The 19,938-nt window shown below is 60.8% G+C and carries 22 protein-coding genes; 17 read left to right on the forward strand and 5 right to left on the reverse strand.

From position 1 onward, the window contains the following. The 3 genes from EBBID32_RS11465 to sdhC form a co-directional block, all read right to left on the reverse strand. Window positions 1-332: FAD-binding protein (locus tag EBBID32_RS11465; protein WP_037490262.1), on the reverse strand; the 332-nt coding region annotated here is incomplete at its 3' end. Window positions 333-347: 15 nt separating this feature from the next. Continuing rightward, window positions 348-731, reverse strand: coding sequence for a succinate dehydrogenase, hydrophobic membrane anchor protein (gene sdhD / locus EBBID32_RS11470; protein WP_037490264.1), 384 nt, complete (start codon window positions 729-731; stop codon window positions 348-350). Next, on the reverse strand, window positions 728-1,138 hold the full coding sequence (gene sdhC, locus EBBID32_RS11475) for a succinate dehydrogenase, cytochrome b556 subunit (protein WP_196805643.1): 411 nt from the start codon (window positions 1,136-1,138) through the stop codon (window positions 728-730). Before sdhC ends, sdhD begins: the two co-directional genes overlap by 4 nt. Window positions 1,139-2,019: 881 nt before the next feature. On the opposite strand from sdhC, the gene hyfB reads away from it, so the two are divergent. From hyfB to EBBID32_RS11525, 8 genes are all read left to right on the forward strand, one after another. Further along, window positions 2,020-4,044: a hydrogenase 4 subunit B gene (gene hyfB, locus EBBID32_RS11490; RefSeq protein WP_006957067.1), complete on the forward strand. Its 2,025-nt coding sequence runs from the start codon at window positions 2,020-2,022 to the stop codon at window positions 4,042-4,044. Next, on the forward strand, window positions 4,041-5,003 hold the full coding sequence (locus tag EBBID32_RS11495; protein WP_196805644.1) for a respiratory chain complex I subunit 1 family protein: 963 nt from the start codon (window positions 4,041-4,043) through the stop codon (window positions 5,001-5,003). The genes hyfB and EBBID32_RS11495 overlap by 4 nt, the downstream gene beginning before the upstream one ends. A 1-nt stretch (window position 5,004) precedes the next feature. Beyond that, window positions 5,005-5,667, forward strand: coding sequence for a hypothetical protein (locus EBBID32_RS11500; protein WP_006957069.1), 663 nt, complete (start codon window positions 5,005-5,007; stop codon window positions 5,665-5,667). Between the two features lie 5 nt (window positions 5,668-5,672). After that, window positions 5,673-7,112 carry a hydrogenase 4 subunit F gene (locus EBBID32_RS11505; protein ID WP_037490287.1) on the forward strand — a complete coding sequence of 480 codons (1,440 nt, stop codon included), beginning with the start codon at window positions 5,673-5,675 and terminating at the stop codon, window positions 7,110-7,112. Between the two features lie 175 nt (window positions 7,113-7,287). After that, on the forward strand, window positions 7,288-8,649 hold the full coding sequence (locus EBBID32_RS11510) for a hydrogenase large subunit (RefSeq protein WP_196805645.1): 1,362 nt from the start codon (window positions 7,288-7,290) through the stop codon (window positions 8,647-8,649). 8 nt (window positions 8,650-8,657) lie between these two features. Beyond that, on the forward strand, window positions 8,658-9,191 hold the full coding sequence (locus EBBID32_RS11515) for an NADH-quinone oxidoreductase subunit B family protein (RefSeq protein ID WP_037490292.1): 534 nt from the start codon (window positions 8,658-8,660) through the stop codon (window positions 9,189-9,191). Further along, window positions 9,188-9,700, forward strand: a complete 513-nt coding sequence (locus tag EBBID32_RS11520) for a hypothetical protein (protein ID WP_006957077.1) — start codon at window positions 9,188-9,190, stop codon at window positions 9,698-9,700. The genes EBBID32_RS11515 and EBBID32_RS11520 overlap by 4 nt, the downstream gene beginning before the upstream one ends. Window positions 9,701-9,770: 70 nt before the next feature. Further along, complete coding sequence (locus EBBID32_RS11525; protein ID WP_006957078.1) at window positions 9,771-10,019, forward strand: hypothetical protein; 249 nt, start codon at window positions 9,771-9,773, stop codon at window positions 10,017-10,019. 262 nt (window positions 10,020-10,281) lie between these two features. Here the strand turns inward: EBBID32_RS11525 and EBBID32_RS11530 are convergent, their stop codons facing one another. Further along, complete coding sequence (locus EBBID32_RS11530) at window positions 10,282-12,546, reverse strand: NADP-dependent malic enzyme (protein ID WP_006957081.1); 2,265 nt, start codon at window positions 12,544-12,546, stop codon at window positions 10,282-10,284. A 357-nt stretch (window positions 12,547-12,903) separates the two neighbouring features. Here EBBID32_RS11530 and EBBID32_RS11535 point away from each other — a divergent pair, with 357 nt between their 5' ends. From EBBID32_RS11535 to EBBID32_RS11565, 9 genes are all read left to right on the forward strand, one after another. Further along, window positions 12,904-13,149 (forward strand): hypothetical protein, encoded by a 246-nt coding sequence (locus tag EBBID32_RS11535; RefSeq protein WP_037490272.1) that lies wholly within the window; start codon window positions 12,904-12,906, stop codon window positions 13,147-13,149. A 128-nt stretch (window positions 13,150-13,277) separates the two neighbouring features. Next, window positions 13,278-13,466, forward strand: coding sequence for a hypothetical protein (locus tag EBBID32_RS24110; RefSeq protein WP_231382177.1), 189 nt, complete (start codon window positions 13,278-13,280; stop codon window positions 13,464-13,466). A 38-nt stretch (window positions 13,467-13,504) separates the two neighbouring features. After that, a complete protein-coding gene (locus EBBID32_RS11540) occupies window positions 13,505-15,112 on the forward strand; it encodes a phosphoenolpyruvate carboxykinase (RefSeq protein ID WP_006957086.1) in 1,608 nt (535 codons plus the stop codon). Beyond that, entirely contained in the window at window positions 15,105-15,611 is a 507-nt protein-coding gene (locus tag EBBID32_RS11545) for a DUF983 domain-containing protein (protein ID WP_081628083.1), read from the forward strand. Before EBBID32_RS11540 ends, EBBID32_RS11545 begins: the two co-directional genes overlap by 8 nt. Further along, complete coding sequence (locus EBBID32_RS11550; RefSeq protein ID WP_006957091.1) at window positions 15,611-16,051, forward strand: GNAT family acetyltransferase; 441 nt, start codon at window positions 15,611-15,613, stop codon at window positions 16,049-16,051. Before EBBID32_RS11545 ends, EBBID32_RS11550 begins: the two co-directional genes overlap by 1 nt. 69 nt (window positions 16,052-16,120) lie before the next feature. Further along, the gene (locus tag EBBID32_RS11555; protein ID WP_006957093.1) at window positions 16,121-17,374 is read left to right on the forward strand and encodes an acetyl-CoA C-acetyltransferase; all 1,254 of its coding nucleotides are present in this window, start codon (window positions 16,121-16,123) and stop codon (window positions 17,372-17,374) included. A 194-nt stretch (window positions 17,375-17,568) separates the two neighbouring features. Then, complete coding sequence (locus tag EBBID32_RS24115; RefSeq protein ID WP_156022538.1) at window positions 17,569-17,745, forward strand: hypothetical protein; 177 nt, start codon at window positions 17,569-17,571, stop codon at window positions 17,743-17,745. Next, window positions 17,742-18,068, forward strand: coding sequence for a hypothetical protein (locus EBBID32_RS11560; RefSeq protein WP_037490275.1), 327 nt, complete (start codon window positions 17,742-17,744; stop codon window positions 18,066-18,068). The genes EBBID32_RS24115 and EBBID32_RS11560 overlap by 4 nt, the downstream gene beginning before the upstream one ends. Before the next feature lie 273 nt (window positions 18,069-18,341). Then, window positions 18,342-18,638, forward strand: a complete 297-nt coding sequence (locus tag EBBID32_RS11565) for a hypothetical protein (RefSeq protein ID WP_006957096.1) — start codon at window positions 18,342-18,344, stop codon at window positions 18,636-18,638. A 90-nt stretch (window positions 18,639-18,728) separates the two neighbouring features. On the opposite strand, the gene EBBID32_RS11570 is transcribed toward EBBID32_RS11565, so the two are convergent. Beyond that, complete coding sequence (locus tag EBBID32_RS11570) at window positions 18,729-19,637, reverse strand: spermidine synthase-like protein (RefSeq protein WP_006957097.1); 909 nt, start codon at window positions 19,635-19,637, stop codon at window positions 18,729-18,731. Window positions 19,638-19,938: the final 301 nt, after the last annotated feature.

The raw sequence follows: 19,938 nt of genomic DNA on the forward strand, positions 1-19,938 counted from the left end.
AGGCCGGCATGCTCAAGCTCGAGAACCGTCGGCACGGCCTGCCGGCACATATATTCAATGGCGTCCTGGTCGCCGAGCCAGTCGGAGCCCTTGACCGTATCGTACATATGCCACTGCCAGCTATCCTCGCCAAGATTGCCAAGGCTGGCGGCAATTCCACCCTGCGCCGCGACGGTATGGCTGCGGGTCGGGAATACCTTGCTGATGCACGCCGTCCTCAGGCCGGCCTGGACCGCCCCTTGGGTTGCGCGCAGCCCTGCACCGCCAGCTCCGACCACCACGACGTCGTAGGTATGATCGGTAAATTGATAAGTGCCGTATCCGCCCATCATTCACACCTCAACACGTCACGAACCCAGGCTCGTCCTGAGCACGGCATAAATGCACGCGATACCGATCGCGGCGGAGAACAGGATATTTCCCACAAGGCAGGCCATTTTGATTGCTGGGCTGTGGATATAATCTTCGATGATGACCTGCATGCCCAAGCGCATATGAAATGCTCCGGAAACGACCAGCAATATGAGCATGATGCCAACAAGGGGATTGGCGATATAGCTACGCGCTGCTTCATGGCCCAATCCGATGAGGGCGACGAGGAGCGAAAGCAGGAAGATCACCAGCGGGACATTCGCGATTGCGGTTACGCGCTGCATCCAGAAATGCATGGATCCGCTTCCGGCTGCACCAAGTCCACGCGCCCGGCGACGCGGCGTGCGCATGTCGGTCATGGGATCATGGCCCTGATGGAATGCCCGGCCATCCAGGCCACCGTTGCCAAGACCGTAGATCCGATCAGAGTGGCCCAGGCGAGCCGGCTGGCCGCTGGCAGATCAATCCAGATCCCGAAATCCCAGAGCAGGTGGCGAAGGCCGCCGAGCATATGGTGGATCAACGCCCATATGTAGCCAAATAGAATGAGCTGCCCCGGCCAGGAATCCAGAAAACCTTGAAAGACGGCGTAAGAATTCGCCGACAACGTGACGGCGATGAGCCACCAAGCCACCAGCAAGGTGCCGAGATAAAGGGCAGCTCCTGTGAGACGATGGGCAAAGGACATCGCCATGGTGATCGTCGGACGATAGATCTGGAGGTGAGGAGACATTGGTCTCGGTCGTCCGCGGGATTCAGTGCTCATCGACATCTCCCAGCCCAGCGTGCTGCAACCGTCTGCGCACATTGGCCATTCCGCGGATTGCCAGCCGTCCGCGGGCATTCATGTCATCGATTGAACCCGGTCTCTATGATCGATGACCTAGGGCATGATGCATGTTTTATATATCATTACAACATCATTGCATATTAGAATAAGTGATTCAAACATGATGCCTATGGTTCGCGATCGACAGGATCCGTGCCGCCCATTGCATGGCGCCATTCGAATGCGGACATATGGCCTCTCGCGCGCCAGCGCTCCGACGACGAAGAAAAACGTCAAGGTCAGCCGCGACAGAATGAGCAGCCAGAAAGCAAGGTGCAGGTTGACCTCCGTGGCAATCGCCAGCGCAACGACACGCCCCCAACCATCTTGATCAGCAAGGCGGCAGAGCCGTCATTGGCGTGAACCCGGCATGGGCGAGCCCGCACTCGAGACAATGCGGAGCAAACCGGACTCAAGCTTTATATATCAATATAGCTGCTTTTAGCATTATCATTGCCGATGCAGACGTGATATCCTATGGCTCACTAAATGACTGTGGAGGCAAGCGGATGATAGGAGCGGCCCAGTTGCGCGGTGCCCGAGCCCTACTCGGGATCGATCAGCGAGAACTTGCCCTGTTGTCGGGGCTATCCATGCCGACCATCCAGCGGATGGAAGCGAGCAAGGACATCATTAGGGGAAATGTCGACTCTCTGATGAAACTTATCGGCGCCCTTGATGATGCGGGAATCGAGTTCATCGCGGACGGTGCGGCCAGCCCTAAGGGTGGGCGTGGCGTCCGGTTCTCTGGCCAAGGAATGCCCAACGGGGCCAGTCGAACGGGCGATTGGTCGCTGACCGGGTCGCGAGTGGCTTGAATGGCGGCTATCGCGCCCATCGTCGCAACGCTGTGGTGCGTGGCGGCCTTGCTGATCACCGGCGCTATCGCGGTGGCGGTCGGTCGTCTTAAATGGGCCAGATGGCTGATTTACGGCAGCAGTCTGACCGTCTGTGCGATCGCGTGCGCCGTCGCGATCGTTCATTTGATTGCCCGCCCGGCGGCTGTTTCGGAAATCGTCCTGCCGCTCGGCCTTCCCTGGATCGGCGCCAATTTCCGCCTCGATGCGCTCGCGGCATTCTTCCTTGTCGTGATCAATCTGGGCGGGGCCGCCGCCAGCCTTTATGGGCTGGGCTATGGTCGCCACGAATCCGCGCCCGAGCGGGTTCTGCCGTTTTTCCCGCTCTTCCTGGCGGGCATGAATTTGGTGCTGGTGGCGGCCGATGCCTTCACCTTTCTCCTCTCCTGGGAGTCCATGTCCCTGGCGTCATGGGCCTTGGTCATGACGCACCATCGCGAGGCGGAGAATAGGAAGGCGGGTTATGTCTATATCGTGATGGCGAGCTTCGGAACGCTGGCGCTGCTGCTCGCCTTCGGCCTGATGGCCGGCCCCGAGGGCGGATATGCCTTCGCGACAATGCGCGCGCATGGCGCGCCGACCGGCCTTGCGGGCCTGGTGCTTGCTCTCGCTTTGTTGGGCACCGGTTCCAAGGCGGGTCTCGTCCCGCTTCATGTCTGGTTGCCCCTCGCGCACCCGGCGGCACCAAGCCATGTCTCGGCACTGATGAGCGGCGTGATGACCAAGGTCGCCGTCTACGGCTTCATCCGGATCACTTTCGACCTGCTCGGACCCGTTTCCTGGTGGTGGGCGGTACCGGTACTCTTCGCCGGTGCCATTACCGCGGTCCTCGGTGTTCTCACCGCCCTCATGCAAAATGATATCAAGCGTGTCCTCGCTTACAGCACGATCGAGAATATCGGGCTGATCTTTGTCGCGATCGGCCTGGCGCTGGCGTTTGAGGGCAACGGCATGAAGGCAGCCGCAGCGCTTGCAATGACCGCGGCGCTTTTTCACGTCCTCAATCATGCACTCTTCAAGAGCCTTTTATTCTTCGGTGCGGGCGCTGTTCTGACCGCCACGGGTGAGAGACGAATGGAGACGCTGGGCGGGCTGCTCAACCGGATGCCCGCCACGGGCCTGTTATTCCTGGTCGGCGCGGTCGCGATCTCGGCCTTGCCGCCTCTCAATGGCTTCGCGTCGGAATGGCTCATGCTGCAAGCCGTCCTGCTTAGCCCAGAGCTTCCCCAATGGGCGCTGAAGCTCCTCATCCCGGCGGTCGGTGCCATGCTCGCATTGGCCGCAGCGCTGGCGGCAGCCTGTTTCGTGCGCGCGTTCGGCATTTCCTTCCTTGGCAGGCCGAGGAGCCCGGCTGCATCCAACGCCCATGAGGTCGACGGGCTGTCGATCGCCGCCATGGCGACCCTTGCGCTTCTATGCCTGCTCACAGGGATATTCCCGGCACTCGTCATCGACGCGCTCGCGCCCGTCTCCAGCGCACTTACCGGGTCACGCATGCCGGTCCAAACTCATGTCGCCTGGCTTTCGATCGTGCCGATCGCCGAAAGCCGCAGCTCCTATAATGGCCTGCTGGTGTTCCTCTTCATCACCGCCTCGGCATCGCTTGCGGCCTTCGTCATCCACCGCCTTGCATCGGACAAGCTGCGCCGAGCGCCGGCGTGGGATTGCGGTTTTCCCGACCCCAGTCCGGCCACCCAATATACAGCGGACAGCTTCGCCCAGCCCCTGCGCCGCGTGTTCGGCGGCTTCGCTTTTCGCGCCACCGAAGTGGTCGATATGCCATCGCCGGGGGACGGCCGTCCGGCACGGATAACCGTCACGCTACGTGATCTGGCCTGGGATTTGATCTACGATCCGATCATCCGCCTGGTCGCTTACCTCGCGGAACGGCTGAACCATCTGCAATTCCTCACCATCCGCCGCTATCTGAGCCTGGTCTTCGGTGCCCTGATCCTGCTCCTGCTGATCCTCGCCGCATGGTCATGATCGATATGCTCCTGATCAACGGCTTTTCGATCCAGATCTCGCAGATGCTGCTTGTGCTGCTGTTCTCGCCGCTGCTGACCGGGCTGGTGCGCAAGGTGAAGGCGCGGCTGCTGCGGCGACAGGGGCCGCCACTCCTGCAGCCTTATCGCGATCTGATCCGGCTTGCACGCAAGGAGGCCGTCGTCGCCGAGAGCGCGTCCTGGCTGTTCCGGATCGTGCCCTATATCGTCTTCGCCGCGACCTGGGTCGCGGCCGCCCTGATCCCTACCTTCGCCACGGGGTTGCTGTTCAGCTGGTCGGCGGATCTCATCGTCATCATCGCGTTGCTCGGCAGCGCGCGCTTCTTTCTCGCGCTGGCCGGCATGGATGTCGGCACCAGCTTTGGCGGCATCGGATCGAGCCGTGAGGCGATGATCGCGACGCTCGCCGAACCCGCACTGATCATGATCGTGTTCACGATCGCCCTCGTCGCCGGCTCAACCCAGCTTTCGACCGTGGCCAACATCATGCTGGCAGGTGTGGGTCTACGGGTCTCACTCGGCATGGCCCTGTTTGCGCTTGTCATCGTTGCGCTTGCCGAGAACGCGCGGATGCCGGTCGACAATCCCGCGACCCATCTCGAACTCACGATGGTGCATGAAGCGATGGTGCTGGAATATTCGGGCAGGCACCTAGCGCTTCTCGAACTCGCCTCGGCGATCAAGCTTCTGCTCTATTGTTCCCTGATCGCCTGCGTGTTCGTGCCATGGGGCCTCGCACCGGCGGGCGCTCCGCTACATGTGCATCTGATCGGCGCGGCCGTGTATATTGGCAAGATCGGCATCGCAGGCTGCTTGCTCGCCATCTTTGAAACCCTGATCGCGAAGATGCGCGTGTTCCGTGTACCGGATTTTCTCGGCGCCGCGCTGATGCTCGGGTTTCTCGGCACGCTCCTGTTATTCGTCTCGCGGAGTCTGTAGTTTGGACAAGCTTGCTTTCGACGTTGCGCATTTCCTGGCAGGGAGCCTCGTCCTTGTCAGCTTGATGCTGCTCTATCAGGATCGCCTGTCGGCACTGCTGAACGTCTTCGCGTTCCAGGCGGTCGTGTTGGCGCTTTCGGTCGCGTGGCAAGCCTATGTGCAGGATGCCCCCCACCTCTATCTGACGGCCGCAATCGCTCTCTCGGTCAAGGCAATCATCATTCCGGTCGCGCTGCACCGGATGATCAGACGCCTGGGCATCCACCGCGAAGTCGAAACAGCCGTCAACATCGGTCCTACCATGCTGGGCGGATTGGGCCTGGTCGCACTGTCCATGGTCGTCATCCTGCGCGTCACCGCGGAGGCCGACATGTACGCCCGCGAGGATCTCGCCTTTGCGCTCTCGGTCGTGCTGCTGGGCCTATTGATGATGGTGACCCGGCGCAACGCCGTCAGCCAGGTGGTCGGCTTCATGTCACTCGAGAACGGGCTGATTCTGGCTGCCACCGGCGCGAAGGGCATGCCGTTTGTCGTCGAGATCAGCGTCGCCTTTTCCGTTCTGGTTGCCTTCATCGTCATCGGCGTCTTCCTGTTCAGGATCCGCGAGCGCTTCGACTCGGTCGATCTCCAGGCCATGGACGATTTCCGGGGCGAGCGCCGGTGATCGGCATGCCTGCCACCGGCGACGGCCTGATCCTGGCGATCCCGCTGGTGACGGCCGCCTTGCTGCTGTTCATTCCCAACTACAAACTGTCGGCTCGCCTCAACGCCGGTTCAGCCTTTCTCACGCTGCTGGCGGCGCTATCGCTGTTTGTACACAAGCTACCACCCGGCCCCTATCTGCTGGTCGATGATCTCAATATCGTCTTCATCGTCCTCAACACCTTTGTCGGCTTCACCACGAGCGTGTTCAGCGCCAGCTATATCGGTCATGAACTGGAAACAGGCCGCCTGACGACGGTCCAGCTGCGCTTCTACCATGCGATGTATCAGATACTCCTGTTCGGCCTGAACCTAGCGCTGCTGGCGAACAATATCGGGTTGATGTGGGTCGCGATCGAGCTTTCGACGCTCACGACCGTCCTGATGGTCGGCATCTATCGCACCCATGAGGCCCTTGAAGCGGCGTGGAAATATTTCATCCTCGGCAGCGTCGGTATCGCGCTGGCGCTGTTTGGCACGATCCTGATCTATATGGCTGCCCGTCCGGTAGTCGGCGAAGGCCCCGATGGCATGATCTGGACTGTGCTGATCAAGCACGCCGCCGCGCTCGACCCCGCGTTGCTCAATCTCGCCTTCGTCTTCCTGCTGCTGGGCTACGGCACCAAAATCGGGCTCGCACCACTGCACGCCTGGCTCCCGGACGCGCACGCCGAGGGTCCGACGCCGATTTCGGCGGTGCTGTCGGGCCTGTTGCTCAATGTCGCGCTGCACGCAGTCTTGCGGTTCAAGTTGCTACTGGCCGCGAACCCTGGTGCGATCGCGCCGGGGCCATTGTTGATGACGATGGGGCTGGTCTCCCTGATCTTCGCGGGCTTCATGCTGTACCGGCGAAGGGACATCAAACGGCTGTTCGCCTATTCATCGATCGAGCATATGGGGATCATCGCCTTCGCCTTCGGCCTGGGTGGCCCACTCGCGAATTTCGCGGGGTTGCTGCACATGACGATGCACAGCCTGACCAAATCGGCCATCTTCTTCACCGTCGGCCATATCGCGCAGGCCAAGGACACGCAGAAGATCGAGGACATACGCGGCCTGACCGTGAGCCATCCCCTGTTGGGCTGGGGACTTGTGGCCGGGGTCGTCGCGATCGCGGGCATGCCGCCGATGGGTGTCTTCATGAGCGAGTTCCTCGTCGTGAGTTCGACCTTCGCGCGTGCACCGCTGCTTGCCATTCCTTTGGTGATCGGCCTGCTGGTCGCCTTTGGCGCTCTCTTGCTCAAGGTCCATGGACTGGCGTTCGGCGAACCAACGGGCGTCAGCCACCCGGTCAAGGCGTCCCATCTGCCAATGATCGCCCATCTTGGACTCGTCTTCGTCGCGGGGATATATCTACCTCCTCCGCTGGTCGCCTGGTTCCAGCATGTCGCTGGCCTCCTCCATTGAACCGGGAGGGCATATGCAAAGTATGATCAAGGCAATGGCAGGCACGCCGCCGCATGCCCACCATCCATGGCCGCGCAGAATTGTGGACGCGGACACATGGTCCGCCCTTGCTGCACAACTTGCGGAAGGCCGCTGGACGCTGGCGGGCCTGTGGGGGGACGCAGGGGCAGTCCACATGGCGCTGCTCGATATGAGCCGTGGCGAAAGCCAGGGAGAACTGGCTGTCGCCTCCCTGCCCTGTCCCACCGGCCAATTTCCGTCGGTCGCCCGGCGTCATCCGCCGGCCCACCGGCTCGAACGAACCATAGCTGATTTGTTCGGCCTCGAACCCGTCGGCGCACCCGACGATAGGCCCTGGCTCGATCATGGACGCTGGCGCGTCGGTCATCCCCTCGGGATCACCACCGAAACCTCCGGTGAGGGTGCCCCCTATGCCTTCCTGACGGCGGAAGGCGAAGGCCTGCACCGGATCGGTGTCGGTCCGGTCCATGCCGGCATTATCGAGCCGGGACATTTCCGGTTCACTGCCAATGGCGAGACCGTCGTGCGCCTCGAGGAACGCCTGGGCTACACGCACAAGGGCGTCGAGTCCCTCATGGCCGGCGCCTCGCTGGAGCGCGCGGCCCGGCTTGCGGGGAGGATTTCGGGCGATAGCACTGTGGCCTATTCAATTGCCTTCGCGCGCGCGGCCGAGGCGGCGCTGGGAATCGAAATTCCGGCGCGGGCCCATTGGCTGCGGGCGTTGATGGCCGAGTTGGAGCGGATCGCGAACCATGTCGGCGATATCGGGGCCGCCTGCAACGATGCCGCATTCGCCTTGATGCATGCCCACACTGCCGTGCTGCGCGAGCGCGTGTTGCGGCAATCGAGCGCCTGTTTCGGCCACCGCCTGATGATGGACAAGGTCGTGCCTGGCGGTGTCGCTATCGATCTGGATCGCGCAGGTGCGGAGGGCATCCGATCGCTTATGGCGACCATCCGGCAGGCCTTCCCTCCCTTGATCGAGCTGTTTGACAACACCGCCTCCCTGCAGGACCGCACAGTCGGCGCGGGAATCCTGTCGCACGCCCTTGCCCATCAATATGGCTGCGGTGGATATGTGGGGCGGGCCTCGGGGCGCGCGTTCGATACGCGCCGCGATCTTGCCTACCCACCCTATGACTCGCTGCGCTTCGACGTGCCCCTGTTTCAGGAAGGCGACGTCAACGCGCGGCTGTGGGTGCGCATCCGAGAGGTGGAACAAAGCCTGGGACTGATCGACCAGCTTCTGGAGGGAATGCCGTCGGGCGACATCTCGGTCGCTATCGGCCATGGTCCGGAAACACGCGAAGGCATTGCCCTTGTCGAGGGGTTTCGCGGCGACATTCTCTGCTGGCTTCGGCTCGACCCGACAGGGATCGTCGAGCGATGCCACCTGCGCGACCCGTCCTGGTTTCAATGGCCGGTGCTCGAGGCCGCGATCGAAGGCAACATCGTTGCGGATTTCCCGCTCTGCAACAAATCGTTCAACTGCTCCTATTCCGGGCACGACCTGTAGGGTTGATCATGCGCAAGCTTCTGTTCGAAAGCCTGACCCGAGCGCCACTGACGGAAGCCCCGCCAGATATGGAACTCGCCGATATCGCGGCGCTTGCCACGACGCTCGGTGACGTCGCACGGCGACGGCTTGGACGGAGCCTTTCGATCCGCGAAATCGATGCCGGTTCCTGCAATGGCTGCGAACTCGAGATCCATGCCCTCGCCAACGCCTTTTACGATCTCGAGCGCTTCGGCCTTCGTTTCGTCGCCTCTCCGCGCCATGCTGATGTCCTGCTCGTCACCGGCCCGGTCACGCGGAACATGCGCGAAGCGCTGGAGCGCACCTATAATGCCACCCCCTCGCCCAAATGGGTTGTTTCCGTGGGAGACTGTGCAGCTGACGGCGGCTGTTTTGCCGGAAGCTATGCCGTTGTCGGCGGTGTGTCGGCGGTGGTGCCGGTCGATCTGCATATAGCCGGCTGCCCGCCCTCTCCTGAGACGCTCCTCAAGGCGCTGGTGGCGTTGATTGGCCATGTGTCGCAGGGCGCCCGTGCGCCGTGAAACCGCCGCGCGCGATGCTTTGGTTATTCCACGCCGGCGCCGCGGCCGCGACGCGCCAGCTGCTGTCGATCGTGATCGTCACGCTGACCTTCGCCATTCTTTCCCGCCACGGACTGGCGGGTCCGCTGCTCGTCCACACCAGTTCGGATCGTATCGCGGCCACGCCCATCCTTGCCTGGTTCTATCTTCTCACCGCTTTCAATTTTGCCATGACCAGGCAGGCGCTGATTGAGGTCACGGCTACGCGCATCCGTCACGTCTCACGCAGCATCTCACTGATCGCTCCGCGCCAGGTGATAAAGAATTTGCGCGTGGTTCTCTGCCTCGCGACGATCAGCCAGGCCATCCTCACCCTTGTGCCGGTACCGGCAGCGGTCATGGTAACGAGCGTTTATCTTGGGTTTGGCGCAACATTCGCGGTCGTCTGGCCCGCCTTGATGAGTATCGGCGTCACCTATTTCGGAGCAAACGCTCTCGCGGCGCATCACGCGCTGGTCCCCGGACGATGACCGCAGCGAGGATCTGGAATGCCTATGTCGTCGGCTCACCAATCCGGCAATCATCCCGGCGAGCGACAAGATGATTCGGCACAAGAAAGGAGGCGAACCCGCCAAACCAACGCTCCCCGATATCGACGACGGGTCGGCGTCGGTCAATTTGCAAGAAATTCACGAGGCCGTTGCGAAGGCGCGCGCGCATGCTGCGCAGTGGCTGGCCTACCGGGAAAACATGGCGCAGTTTGTGGCGGAGTACGAGGCACTGACCCCAACTCTTAGTCCATCCACCGGGAGCATTCTCGCGGCACCGATGCCGTCCGAAAAAAAGTAGAAGCCCTGCTTCCCTTCCGACTCGAGACAGTGCGACAAAGCTTCCTCCAAATGATCGATGCCAAGCCGGATTATAAGTTGTGGTAAAGCGTACCCGATTAGCGAAGCCTCTCAGCCGAGGTCTTGGGGGCCATGTGCGCAGCTGAGCAAGGACGCCGTGTTCATGCCACACATCGTCCCGGGAACCTGCAACTCCCATAATAGCGGCATCGTCCAGCCACCCAGGCGGCAGGGTGATTTAGCAATTCGTCTCGCAGCACATCTCAACAGACGACCCCGGCCCCTGCAAGCACGGCCATCGTCAGCAGGTCGGACGCCGTCGATGTCATTGCCGCGATCTGGACAGGTTTTTCCATGCCGACGAGGAACGGTCCCAATACAGCTCCGCTGCCCAGTTCCTTGAGAAGCTTGGCGGAGATGTTTGCGGATTGAAGACCGGGCATGATGAGGACGTTGGCGGGTCCAGTCAGTCGGCTAAACGGATAATGGCGCTTGAGAGTGCTGTTAAGTGCAACATCTGGCGACATCTCCCCCTCAAATTCAAAGTCAACACCGCGCCCGTCGAGCAATATAACGGCCTCGCGTGACGTTTCGAGCCACTCTCCCGGCGGATTGCCGAAATTGGAATAGGATAGGAACGCCACGCGCGGTGCGTGCCCCATGCGGCGCGCGATCGTCGCCGTCTGCTGCGCGATATCGGCCAGTTCGGAAGCCGTCGGGCGTTCATTCACGGTCGTGTCGGCGACAAAGACGGTGCTGCTGCGTCCGACCAGGACATGGACGCCAAACGGCAAATGCCCCTCTGCGGGGTCCAAGACCAATCTTACCTGATCGAGCGACTGGCGGAAGTGACGCGTCGTCCCGGTGATCATAGCGTCTCCGTGCCCCATATCGAGCAAGAGTGCGCCGAACACATTACGGTCCTGGTTTACGAGGCGCAGGCAATCTCGATGCAGAAATCCTTTTCTCTGCAGGCGGGTATAGAGCCGGGCGACCATTTCGGGAATCAAAGGTGACACCCGCGCGTTGTGGATCTCGAACTCGGCGGCATCACAGCCCAGTCGATCCAGCCCCTCACGAACCCGGTCAGCGTGGCCGATCAGGACGGGCACGCCATAGCCCTCTTCCCTGAAAGCGATAGCAGCCCGAAGGACCGTTTCCTCCTCGGCCTCCGTGAAGATCAGCCGCTTGGGGTGAGATCGCGCTTCCTCATAGGCGGACGCCAGCACTGCGGTGGTCGGATTCAATCGCGCGCGCAACTGGCTGCGATAGGCGGTCTCGTCGGTAATTGGGCGACGCGCCACGCCGCTGGCCATCGCCGCGCGGGCGACCGCGATCGGCACGGTCTCGATGAGACGGGGATCGAATGGCGCGGGTATGATATAGTCCGGCCCAAAGGTGCTGCCTTTGCCACCATAGGCGGCAGCCACCTCCTCGGGTACGCGCTGCCTTGCCAACTCGGCGATTGCATGAGCAGCGGCGACCTTCATCTCCTCATTGACGGTCGTCGCCCGAACGTCGAGCGCCCCACGAAATATGTAAGGAAATCCAAGAACATTGTTGATCTGATTGGCATAGTCTGACCGCCCGGTTGCAATGATCGCGTCGGGACGGATTGCCTTGACCGTCTCAGGCAGGATCTCCGGATTGGGGTTCGCGAGCGCGAAGATGATCGGCCTGGGCGCCATTGATTCCACCATCTCGGCCGAGACCGCGCCCTCGACCGACAGACCAAGAAAGACATCCGCACCCCGCATCGCATCGGCCAGAGTACGGGCATCGGTCTCAGCCGCATGCGCAGACTTCCACTGGTTGATGCCGTCCGTGCGACCGCGATAGATGACCCCCTTGGAATCGCAGAGGATCACCTGGTCACCGGGGATGCCGATCGACTTCGCCAACGCTGTACACGCGATCGCCGCCGCACCGGCGCCGTTCACGACCATTTTGACATCCTTCATTGCCCGACCGGTCAGATGGAGCGCGTTGATCAAGCCGGCGGCCATGATGACCGCAGTGCCGTGCTGATCATCATGAAACACGGGGATGTTCATTCGCTCGCGCAGGGCTTGCTCGATGATAAAGCACTCTGGCGCCTTGATATCTTCCAGGTTGATCCCTCCGAAGGAGGGCTCCATCAAGGCAACGGAGTTGATAAAGGCATCGGGATCTTCGGTGTCGAGCTCGAGGTCGATGGCATCGACGTCGGCGAAGCGCTTGAACAACACCGCCTTGCCCTCCATCACCGGCTTTGACGCAAGCGCTCCCAGATTTCCAAGGCCCAGGATCGCGGTGCCGTTCGTGATCACCGCCACGAGATTGCCCTTGATCGTATACTCATAGGCAAGAGCCGGATCTTCAGCGATGGCGCGTACGGGCACGGCTACGCCTGGCGAATAAGCAAGCGAAAGGTCGCGCTGGGTGGCCATGGGCTTTGAGGCTATAATCTCGATCTTGCCTGGCCGGCCCTCCGAGTGAAACAGCAAGGCTTCCCTTTCGGAAGACCGCAGATCGTTTTGCATAGCCATTCGCTGGTCCATTTCTATTTTGCGCGAGGCTGCAGGGCACAGCTGGCGGAGCGGACACGTCCAGCCCGGGCGCATCCAATACGGTTGATGTTTAATGCATCAATATCTGTCTTTAACACTTCAAACTAATGTGCTATATATTATACCTTAGAGAATGAGCTGCAAGGCAATTCCGCCTGCAGGAGCATTGAGGGGATCAAAAGGCCATAGCTGCAACCCGAAGCCCGACGTCAGGCAGGCGCGAGATCGCCGCGCCTCGCATCCGTCAGGACAGCACCGTCCACGGCCCATGCGACCATCGTCGACCGGGCGCCTTTTGGCCTGGCGCGTTCCGATGCGAGAAATGAAGGAACCACCATGCTAGTACATGTCATGTACGGAAAGAGTAGAGACGAGGCTTCAGTAAAGGGCGATATGTACTTTGCTGAAATGCCTGGGAAGAATGACCTTGTCGAGATCGACGGAGCGCTTTGCGCTGTCCTGATGACATGGCACACTCCCAGTCTATTCTTCGCGGGCACGAAAGCTGGCATCCTTGTCCATCAGGAAATTCCTTCAATTTTTGCGGATCGCACGCTTGTGAAGGAGGGGGTCGAGGCCTGATCGGTGGCCGCGACCACGCATCATAGCCACTGAGGACTCAATCCATGACCAGAGAGGCCCGAACACTGACGTCCCAAACGGGACGCACTGTAATTCCCCTGAGGCGAGGGCGTTCGCGGGGTATATCCGTGCGTGCGCTCGATACGGGTCGGACGACAGGTGAGCGCACAGTCCTTGTGGAAGTTCGCACTGGCGATGAGGTCGTCGAGATGGCGCTCTCGGCAGGGGAAGCGGCCGAACTGATGTTCGAACTTGGCTTTGCGCTCGAGGAGTCGGCCCGGATCGCCAACGGCCGATCGTCAAGACGACCCACGTGATTGTGTATCTTGATCCATTTTTTATGACGGAGCTACCGATGGATTCCAGTCTTTCCGCCCCTGCCCTCAACGGCTTCGGTTTCAGCCCGTCCGCCGTCGTCCACCAGAATGAGGATACGCCGTTCTTGGTCGAGGTGGCGCTGCGCCGCAATGAAGGCAAGCTGGCAGAGAGCGGTCCGCTGGTGGTGGAAACCGGAAGGCATACCGGGCGATCAGCCCAGGACAAGTTCATCGTTCGCGATCGTGTCACCGAGGACGCCATTTGGTGGGGAAAGGTCAACCAAGGTCTCTCACCTGACGATTTCGACGTCCTGCAGCGCGACTTTCTCGCCCATCTCGCGACGCTCGACACGGTCTTCGTCCAGGATCTCCATGGCGGCTCGCAGCCAGAATACCGCGTCAACGTCCGGGTCGTTACGGAACTCGCATGGCATTCGCAGTTCGTCCGCACGCTGCTGGTCCGGCCAACTGCCGAGGAGCTGACCGCGTTTGCGCCAGAATATACGATCATCGACCTCCCCTCGTTCAAGGCCGATCCCAAGCGGCACGGCTGCCGGTCGGAAACGATCATCGCGGTTGATTTTACCCGTAAGACGATCCTGATCGGCGGTACGGCCTATGCCGGCGAGATAAAGAAAGCGGTGTTCTCGATCCTGAACTATGTCCTGCCCCCGCGCGGCGTGATGCCGATGCACTGCTCGGCCAATATCGGTCCCAAGGGCGACACGGCGATCTTCTTCGGCCTGTCCGGAACCGGCAAGACCACCTTGTCCGCCGATGCGAGCCGGACGCTGATTGGCGACGACGAACATGGCTGGTCCGACACCGCCGTGTTCAATTTCGAAGGCGGCTGCTACGCCAAGATGATCCGGCTATCATCGGAAGCCGAGCCCGAAATCTTCGCCACGACCCAACGGTTCGGCACCATCCTTGAAAATGTCGTGATGGATCCCGACACTCGGCAGCTCGATCTCGACGATGCGAGGCTCGCCGAGAATACTCGGGGGGCCTATCCGATCGACTTCATCCCCAATGCCTCCAGCGAGAATATGGGGCCTGTGCCCCGGAACCTCGTGATGCTGACCGCTGACGCTTTCGGCGTGCTGCCCCCGATCGCCAAGCTCACCCCGGCCCAGGCCATGTATCATTTCCTCTCCGGCTATACCGCCAAGGTCGCCGGCACAGAAATTGGCGTCACGGAGCCCGAAGCAACCTTCTCGACTTGCTTCGGCGCCCCTTTCATGCCGCGGCACCCGTCGGTTTACGGCAATCTGCTCAAGGACCGGATCGCCAAGGGCGCGGTGGATTGCTGGCTCGTCAACACCGGCTGGACGGGCGGGCAATATGGGACGGGGCGCCGGATGCCGATCAAGGTAACACGCACCCTGCTCAACGCAGCCCTCGACGGTAGTCTCAATGATGCCGAGTTCCGTGTCGATGCCAATTTCGGTTTCTTGGTGCCGATCACCGTGCCCGGCGTCGAGCACAAGATTCTTATCCCGCGCGCGACCTGGGCGGACAAAGGCGCTTACGACGCGGCAGCTAAAAACCTGGTGCAACTCTTCGTCCAGAATTTCCGCCAGTTCGAAGATGGCGTCGATCGGTCAGTGCGCGATGCCGCTCCGGCTGTGGGCGCTCATGCCTGAGGTGAACCAACCAGTCGATCGCTGGGTGTTACCCGACCCAATCTTGTTGGATGAGGCTGCCAACAGAGTAGTCCAGCTCACGCGTCAGCGCGAGGAAAGATCCGGGCCGCCGCCAAAGACGATCTGGAGCGCGCTTTGGCGTGGGCTGCGCTGCCTGTGCCCTGCCTGTGGCGCCACTCGGCTTTTCAGCGCATTCCTCAAACCGGTTGATCGCTGCCCTGCCTGCCACCAGGACTGGACTCATCATCGCGCCGACGACTTTCCGCCATACATCGTCATTCTGGTTCTGGGCCATGTAATCGTCCCCGGAATGGCAACTGTCACGCTTGCGTTTGATCCCCCGATTTGGGTCAGTTTGGCAATCTGGCTGCCGCTGGCCCTGGTGCTTGGCGTTGGTCTTCTTCAACCGGCCAAGGGCGCTGTTATCGCCTATCAGTGGTGGCACGGCATGGGCGGGTTTGAGGGTCGAGCTGCGGCGTCGCCCCCGAGCCAGCCGTGATGGCCTCGGTATTGAAGATCAGACGGCTGGCAACTGCCGAAGTGAAAGCTGCCGTCGCCTTATGGTGGGTCACCGACCTGCTGAAGCCATGGAACGATCCGCAGGCCGACGCCGAACGGGCGCTGGCCACGCCGACCTCGACGATCCTGGCAGGCCTTCTGAACGACCAGCTCGTCGCGACCGCTATGGTCGGCAGCGACGGGCATAGGGGCTGGGTCTATTATCTGGCGGTGTCGCCAGGCCACCAACGATGCGGATTCGGAAGCCAGATGATGGCCGCCTGCGAAGCGTGGATCGAGGATCTCGGCATTCCCAAGATCCAGCTGATGGTGCGTGCAGAAAACCGTGCGACCGCCCGATTTTACAGGCGGATCGGCTACGAAGTCGGCGAGTTCATCTTCCTGTCCAAACGCCTCGGTCAGGACGAGGCCGAAGACTGAAGCGCGTCGAGTTGGGAACATCGCCCAGCAGATCTGCTGGGCGCGATCAGGCCATCAGGAGCCAAGTATATGACGATTGCCTATATTATCGATACCGTCCGCACGCCGCGCGGCATCGGCAAACCGGGCAAGGGCGCCTTGTCGCACCTCCACCCCCAGCACCTCGGCGCGACGGTGTTGAAGGCATTGGCTGAACGCAACGACCTCGAAACGTCCGAGGTCGATGACGTCATTTTTGCGACCAGCACCCAGAAAGGAAAGCAGGGAAGCGACATCGGGCGCATGTCGGCTCTCCTCGCAGACTATGATCTCAAAGCCAGCGGTATGACGCTCGACCGTTTCTGTGGCGGCGGGATCACCAGCGTCAATCTGGCCGCAGGTCAAATCATGTCTGGTTTCGCTGATTGCGTGATCGCGGGTGGCGTCGAAATGATGTCCTATCTTGCCCAACTAGCGTCGGAGGAAGCCGCAGCCGGATTCAAACCAATGGGTGTCGGCACGGGCAATCCCGCGCTGCAGAAACTTCATCCGCAATCGCATCAAGGCGTCTGCGCGGACGCGATCGCCGCGATGGAAGGCATCACCCGCGAAGATGTCGACGCGCTGGGGCTCGAAAGCCAACGCCGAGCCGACATCGCAATCCGCGAAGGCCGGTTTGCCAAAAGCCTTGTCGCTGTGCTGAATGAGGACGGTAGCATGGCGCTCGATCGGGACGAGTATCCGCGCCCAGAGACGACCGCACAGACCTTGGCCGGTCTCAAGCCCAGCTTTGCTTCCATCACTGATCATGCCCCTTATGATGATGGCGTAACCTTCCGGCAAATGATCAACCAAAAATATCCCGACCTGACCTGGCAGGCCATTCACCATGCCGGCAACAGTTCAGGCGTGGTCGATGGAGCGTCGGCAATTCTGCTGGCCTCCCCGGATTATACCGCACGCAACGGCTGGAAGCCTCGCGCGCGGGTCGTCATGGCGACGAACATGGGCGACTGCCCCACGCTCATGCTCAACGCGCCTGTCCCTGCTGCGAGGCGCGTTCTTGAAAAGGCGCGGCTACGGATCGAGGATATCGATCTGTGGGAGATCAACGAGGCGTTCGCCGTCGTTGCTGAAAAGTTCATCCGAGATCTGGGGCTCGATCGCGACAGGGTCAACGTCAATGGCGGCGCCTGTGCGCTCGGCCACCCGATCGGCGCAACCGGGCCGATGCTGATCGGCACATTACTCGATGAACTCGATCGACGTGACCTCAAGCGAGGATTGATCACGATGTGCGCGGGCGGCGGCATGGCTCCGGCAATCATTATCGAGCGCGTCTGAGCATCGATGAGCGCCACGCTGACCAGAAAAGGAGTGCCCCGCCGGGCCGGCTGCGAAGCCGGGCTCCCTGATTTCGCCGCCGGTCCGATGATGCGACCTATCCATAATCTATCGCCTCGCGAACCGGCATCCCCCTCCACACGAAAGCGAGCAGCGCTCGTTGAGCGACGCCCCCAAATGTTCTGGAAGTTCAGATGATCATATTCGGCATTATCGCCATCAGCGTAATTCTCATGGTGGTTTTTATAGCCACAACCATCGCTGGGGGGCGGTGGCATGATCAGCAGAAAGAACAGCGCGAGCGTGCGGAACAGGCGCGCACCGAGCGCCTTCGGAAGGAAGCTTTGTCCGATCCGAAGCAAGACCCATGATGACCGCTCGCCATGAGCCCCGTCCCATAGGTCACCCGCAGGTTGTCACTCTTCCGACAGCCGATCATCACGACGCGCTCGGATTCGCATTGAGTGTCGAGAAGATGCGCCAAGCGCTCCACACCAAGCCGGGTGCACGACTGTGTCTCCATCTTTCAGGCGAGGCGCTGACCTGGGCATCCGATGGCGGCCTCATCTACGAGCGACTGGACCGATCGGGACGGCATATTTCGGTCGCGCTCGACGGCGACCGCGCGCGCCATGTTTTCGCGCAGCGTGTCCAGAACGAGGGTATGGGATGTGATCAAGAACCGAAGGCATAACTCAGGCCTGATCGACAGTGGCAAAGGGTCGGTGGGCGACTGCGAACCATCGCCTGCCCCAAGGGTGCCATGTTCTGCCACGGGTGGAATGAAGCCGACTGGGTCGCCTCGCCATTTTGAGGGAAGCGGTATCGGATCGGCAGCAATCGTGGCGGCCCTTCTCTACGCTGGTCCCCGCAAAAAGAAGCCACCAGACTTCAATTAACTCTCAACCCGCATCCCCTCGAGCCGCCACTTGCTCAATACATCCACCTTTCATCGAAATGGACGATTATGAATACCGCACAACTTTTTGCAGACGATGATGAATTTCTCGAATGGACCAGGGTTCATCCAGATGCCTATGTCATCAACTTCCGGGCCAATCGCAGCGCGGACTATATCGTGTTGCACCGGGCGAGCTGTCGCACGATCGCCGTAAGCACGCAGGCATCGGGGTCGCTCACCTCGGGTGCGTACCGTAAGGTCGGCAGCCCTGACCCGAAGGTAATTGATTCCTGGATTCCCAAGAACATCGCTGGTGGCCAGTGCGTTTCCGACGAGTGCATCATTTGTAAGCCGCGAAAATAGCGTGGTGCCAAACCATCTCGCGATACCGCACCCAATGCGGTGGCAATGATCTTTCAGTCATAGGCGGCAGAGCAGGTCGTATGGGCGCCGCTAATGTTTGCTGGCAATTTCCAACTGTCGAAATATGCGCTTCCCTATCGCTGGAAGAAATCGGGCACAGCTTTGCTTGAACAGAATCGTCACCTGGTTCATCTGCGTCTTTGTTAGCGAAAGATCCGATCCCTTGCGCGCTATAACCGTTTGGTTCGCACTTCCGATCGAAGGCACCAAAACCAACTTCCCCGAGAAAATGTGTTTGATCAGCGCCGCGTGACGGAAGTGTCCGGGATCGTCACCCCAGAGATTGACGACCAACAGTCCATTGGGCGCCAGCCTCTCAAAGCACTGCGCATAGAATTCCGGACTACATAGCTGAGGCGGCTGCCCGCGTGCGTCGAAGCCATCGACGAGCAGAACGTCGGGCCGGATGAGCGACGTGCGGACATATGCCGCTCCATCGCCACACACGATGCGAAATCTCTCGCTTTCGGCCGGAACGGAAAAATGGTTGCGCATCGCGATCACCTCTGCGTCCAGTTCCACCACTGTGATATCGGCGCTGGGGAGAACGTGGTGGCAAAACTTAGCCAGTGAGCCACCACCGAGCCCGATCATCTCGATGAAGCGCGGTGCTGGGTTGAAGAACAGGAATCCCATCATCGCCTTGGTGTAATCGAGTGTCAGCTTCAACGGGTTGGCCACGCTCATGCCGCTCTGCACGCATCCCCAATCGAAATGCAGCGAGCGGTAGTCGCCAATTTCCGACACGAACGGCTTGCCCGAAGATGGATCACCGATCGTAGCGCAACCTGGCCAGATGCCGCGCCGCTCCAAGATCTGAACATGCGATGCCAGATTGAGGTCAGCAATCCAGTCCGACGCATCATCACGCACCCCCCGCAACGCCGTCCAGCCGCCGAACAGCTTCGCAGCAACCCCTGAATCCTCAGCGTCCGACAAATCGTGGCATCCAATTGATCCGCGCGCCATTGGGCAGCGGGATGACCATGGCTATCTGATCAACCCTGCTTGCACCTCTTCGGACTCTCCTTGGCGGACAGCCATCTTGTTGCTCGCCCCGCAGGCGCCCCTTGCCAATCACAGGGGAAAGCGCCTCTGGAGGATCATGCTCATGCTACAGCCGGCTCATTTGCAAGTCGTTCAGAGGCCCCATGGCCACTCTGGAGATATTCCGCCGACGCCATTTCGTTGAGCCGCGAAACGGTGCGTTCGAACTCGAAGGTGGACTTGTAACGGATTT

This window comes from Sphingobium indicum BiD32, from assembly GCF_000382885.1.
GTDB classification, from domain to species: domain Bacteria; phylum Pseudomonadota; class Alphaproteobacteria; order Sphingomonadales; family Sphingomonadaceae; genus Sphingobium; species Sphingobium japonicum_C.

Bases quoted from the DNA above. Each gene is read 5' to 3' on its own strand.
- sdhD (WP_037490264.1), bottom strand. From the start codon at position 731: ATGACCGACATGCGCACGCCGCGTCGCCGGGCGCGTGGACTTGGTGCA.
- sdhC (WP_196805643.1), bottom strand. From the start codon at position 1,138: ATGAGCACTGAATCCCGCGGACGACCGAGACCAATGTCTCCTCACCTC.
- hyfB (WP_006957067.1), top strand. From the start codon at position 2,020: ATGGCGGCTATCGCGCCCATCGTCGCAACGCTGTGGTGCGTGGCGGCC.
- EBBID32_RS11495 (WP_196805644.1), top strand. From the start codon at position 4,041: ATGATCGATATGCTCCTGATCAACGGCTTTTCGATCCAGATCTCGCAG.
- EBBID32_RS11505 (WP_037490287.1), top strand. From the start codon at position 5,673: ATGCCTGCCACCGGCGACGGCCTGATCCTGGCGATCCCGCTGGTGACG.
- EBBID32_RS11510 (WP_196805645.1), top strand. From the start codon at position 7,288: ATGGCGCTGCTCGATATGAGCCGTGGCGAAAGCCAGGGAGAACTGGCT.
- EBBID32_RS11515 (WP_037490292.1), top strand. From the start codon at position 8,658: ATGCGCAAGCTTCTGTTCGAAAGCCTGACCCGAGCGCCACTGACGGAA.
- EBBID32_RS11525 (WP_006957078.1), top strand. From the start codon at position 9,771: ATGATTCGGCACAAGAAAGGAGGCGAACCCGCCAAACCAACGCTCCCC.
- EBBID32_RS11530 (WP_006957081.1), bottom strand. From the start codon at position 12,546: ATGGCTATGCAAAACGATCTGCGGTCTTCCGAAAGGGAAGCCTTGCTG.
- EBBID32_RS11535 (WP_037490272.1), top strand. From the start codon at position 12,904: ATGCTAGTACATGTCATGTACGGAAAGAGTAGAGACGAGGCTTCAGTA.
- EBBID32_RS11540 (WP_006957086.1), top strand. From the start codon at position 13,505: ATGGATTCCAGTCTTTCCGCCCCTGCCCTCAACGGCTTCGGTTTCAGC.
- EBBID32_RS11545 (WP_081628083.1), top strand. From the start codon at position 15,105: ATGCCTGAGGTGAACCAACCAGTCGATCGCTGGGTGTTACCCGACCCA.
- EBBID32_RS11550 (WP_006957091.1), top strand. From the start codon at position 15,611: ATGGCCTCGGTATTGAAGATCAGACGGCTGGCAACTGCCGAAGTGAAA.
- EBBID32_RS11555 (WP_006957093.1), top strand. From the start codon at position 16,121: ATGACGATTGCCTATATTATCGATACCGTCCGCACGCCGCGCGGCATC.
- EBBID32_RS24115 (WP_156022538.1), top strand. From the start codon at position 17,569: ATGATCATATTCGGCATTATCGCCATCAGCGTAATTCTCATGGTGGTT.
- EBBID32_RS11560 (WP_037490275.1), top strand. From the start codon at position 17,742: ATGATGACCGCTCGCCATGAGCCCCGTCCCATAGGTCACCCGCAGGTT.
- EBBID32_RS11565 (WP_006957096.1), top strand. From the start codon at position 18,342: ATGAATACCGCACAACTTTTTGCAGACGATGATGAATTTCTCGAATGG.